The sequence below is a fragment of the Zhongshania sp. genome (assembly GCF_041623545.1).
In the GTDB taxonomy this organism is placed as follows: domain Bacteria; phylum Pseudomonadota; class Gammaproteobacteria; order Pseudomonadales; family Spongiibacteraceae; genus Spongiibacter.
The window spans coordinates 1-3,520 of the sequence record NZ_JBFJWS010000321.1 but is presented as its reverse complement, the minus strand read 5'-3'; the positions used below and the strand labels follow the sequence as shown (position 1 = coordinate 3,520).

Genomic DNA, 3,520 nt, shown 5'->3' with positions numbered 1-3,520 from the left:
TATCGGTTTTCCAGCTCGGCCCAGTAACTGCAAATAAGATTGTCCGGTATTGCGATCGATTAATCGCTGGATACTGGCCCTACCCAATTCATCACGCAGACTAAATAAGTCGTTAATATTTTCGGTCGCAACGAAATTATCTACTCGCGCTAAAACCTGTGCCGACAAGTTGCTGTCGGCGACAAACGGTGTTGCCTGCAACCAATCAGTTAGGGCTAGCTCAACCGTGGCAATTCCGGCGGCGCCAAACTTCGCCTGCAACTGGTAGCTGTCACGGGTATTCCGAAATTGTCGCCGCACCTGCGGCGCCAACCACAATGCGTCAAAAGTGACGTCTGTCAACATTGGCAAATAACTGGCCTGGGCATTCCACGACGCCTCAAATCCGAGCGTAGATCGCTCGCCCTTCACTTCTTCAAAACTAATACCACTCATAGCCAATTGTGCTAACAAGCCTTGCTCCAGCGGCGTCGCACCGTATCCGTGACTTGCCCCCAAATGCGCCACCAACACATCAGCGGTAGTCGGGAATTCACGGTTCCCTGGGCTAAAGGCCCTAATTTGAACTACGTGGGCAGGTTCCGACGACTCTCGAAGCGAAACCATATGGACCAAATTAAACAGACTCTCTTTATGCCGGCGCAGCGTAATATCGGCACTGCCGTCGCTATTCGCCGCCGGGTGGGTTCCCGCTATAAGCAGCGTTTGCGCCCGCAATTGTTCAAATAGACTAATGCCATACTCAAAGGTATTCGCTTCATATATAGGGCGTGGTATTTCAACTAAATAATTATTACCCCCGCCAACGCGAAAGACATAACTGCCCCAGTGGCGATAAGGCTCACCGAGCTCGCTCAAAATAAGGTAATTTTCATTACTGCTTAGGTGGTGATAGCGGATTAGCTGATACCCGAAATGCTCCGCAAGGGTAGAAACACGAGAAACAATCGCGTCGGCATCTTCGTCCCAACCCTCGTCGCGAACACCATTTAGCAAGCCGTAAATGGGTGTCAGCACCGCTTGGTCAAAAAACATTAACTCATGCAACTCGGGCTTTTTATAGTCGTCGGTGCCGCGCTTAGCAATGATGCCTTTATTCTCAGACAGCCACTCTTGCAAATAACCGTCAATCCGCTTACTCGCATTAATAACCGTCAGACTTTCATCCAGACCTAATAATTTATACGCCGCGAGAGCGGATCCATGATCAAGATACAATTCAGCAAATTGTAATGTCCCGGTTTCTCGCTGGCGGTTCTCCAAGCCACTGGACTGCCAATGCAGGGCCAAATCCTCTGACAGTAATTTGAGCATAACTAAATTCAAATCATCCGGAAGCTGTCTTGAAATCCACAGCGAAGGTTTATCGCCATGCCGCCCCAGCCAGCCCCGTTTAACCGTCGTGCCACCAAACTTCCGAGCCGACTCAATATCATAGCCGCGAATCTGGACAACCTGGCGACGACCGAATACTTGATGAAAAACCTGAAACACCGTATTAGCATTGCGCAGCACATCGCCGCCGCCGTCCAGGGCTTTCTTCCTTCTCGTCCCGGCAAAACCAATAGCCCGACTTTCCATTTTCTCAAACAATAATGACGCCGCGTCTGCCGCCTGCACTTCGTCTAAGGCCGCAGGCACCTCAAACACCAGTGACGACTTGGTATCCCGCCTAAATACATACAAACCCCAGCCGCGATCCGGTTCTAGATCACGGAGGGCGATATAACCGTCGGCCAATATTTCTAATTGATAAGACAGGACATAAAAGTTGGCGCTAATTTTTTCCAGCGAGTTCTCGTCGCTGCCGTTTAAATACGCCTCGAGCATAGAAAAACTTTCACGAAAACGCTCTAACTCTAATAATAATGGCGCATGAACCAGCAGCGAGCGTTCAGAGCTAAAGAGTTCGGCTCTCGCCGTCGCCAAATAGCTTTGCAGGCTCTCGTCACTGGTTTGAATACGCTGAGGTTCAAGATCAACCGAAATAAAGGTATTGCTGGTCGGCAATTGATTCAAACCGTATCCAATCGCTGTCGCCACCGCAACGCCTAGAAACGACACCTGTAGGGTGGCACGGCTTACTAGCATGACTTTTCCGGTTTGGTACATCTTGACCGCGAGCAAGCTGGACAGTAAATAACCAAATGCGTAATAGTCCGATATTTTGGCCCCAGGGTAATAAATTTGTACCACAAAACCTAATAGCCATTTATAAAAGAGTGCAATAGTGAAAAACACTAAGATTTGCCGCGAACCTTCTATATTCCTGTTTTTCAAATAAGGAATTTGCAAGGCAAGATGAGCTAAGCCGAGAATTACCAGGGTTTCGGCAAATGTCGCGACAAGCTTTAAGGGCGTAAACCACTGCAGAGCCAATAAGCTTGGCAACAAAATTCCGTTAAAGTCCCAGCCATAGCGCAAATTCATTCGAGAGGCGATAAAAGCTGTGGTAAGCAGAATGATATACGCTTTGGGCGCGGCGAAAATTGAGCTCGCTATATCTTCATACATATAGCTCAAGGTGCTTAAATTGAAATTCGTGAATTCCATCAGCACGTAACGCACAATAAACCACGTAATAAGCAAATACGCAGTGAGCGAGCTTAAGCCGAGACGGGCGCCGCCATTCCACATTTGGTTGGCTATAAGCGCAACAATGATTAAGCCAAAACTATGTAAATTATCCCGCAAATCATAACGCAGACCGATAGCTTCAAGTTGCAAAGCAAACTCGGGCAGGAGCAAGGTGTCGAATAATATCCGTACAAATATACTGCCAAGCACTAAGACAAAAAACCGATCGCGGCCAAACATTTCATTCAAGCCTAGCCAGCGCGGCCCGCGGTCTGCTAACAGGCGCACCAGAACATAGGTCGCCAGTCCCTCTACCATGATCGCAATGGCGATACTGGGCTTAACAATAATCAACGGGACAATATAGCCGGGAATAACCAAGCCAGACATTGTGGTGCCAAAACGGAGGTTAAAGAAGGTCACCACCGCTACGCCTACCCACACTGTGATAACCACAGATTCTGAAATAATATTTTCGGGGAAAATATCAATCACGTGTGATTACCCTGCCAGCGCAGATACAAACAAGGCTACCCCTCATTCTTCATACCCGGCGGTCAAATTGTTGATCGAGAAACCCTCTAGCTTCACCTGAATCAGATAGCCGCGCCCCAGCGCCGAACTAATCTCTATCTTCGCCCAGTCTTCAACCGTTGATTTTCGCTCTAGAAAGCGGCGCAGACTGCTGTGGGATTCCGCACTAATTTCACCGTCCATCAGCTTTTTAGCTATTTTTTCAAACTCTTCCCCTGGTATACCGTAGCCTTTATTTCCTAAACTAATCGTAACGTCCCGTCGAGATCCATCCCGAATATCGTCGACTTCAATACTTAACTCGGTATTAGCCAAGGCATCATCACGCAATAAATTTATAGCCGATTGCAGCAAATTCTTTAAGTCCTGATCTTTGGCCCAGACTAATGGGCTAATAACAGGTTTTGAT

General features: G+C 48.0%; 2 protein-coding genes. Both read right to left on the bottom strand.

What is annotated here, in order from left to right; all coding sequences use genetic code 11:
- The coding region (locus ABYT30_RS17165; protein ID WP_373097664.1) for a poly-gamma-glutamate biosynthesis protein PgsC/CapC at positions 1 to 3,072 on the bottom strand (3,072 nt) is incomplete at its 3' end.
- 42 nt (positions 3,073 to 3,114) lie between these two features.
- On the bottom strand, positions 3,115 to 3,520 hold a 406-nt coding region (locus ABYT30_RS17160), incomplete at its 5' end, for a hypothetical protein (RefSeq protein ID WP_373097663.1).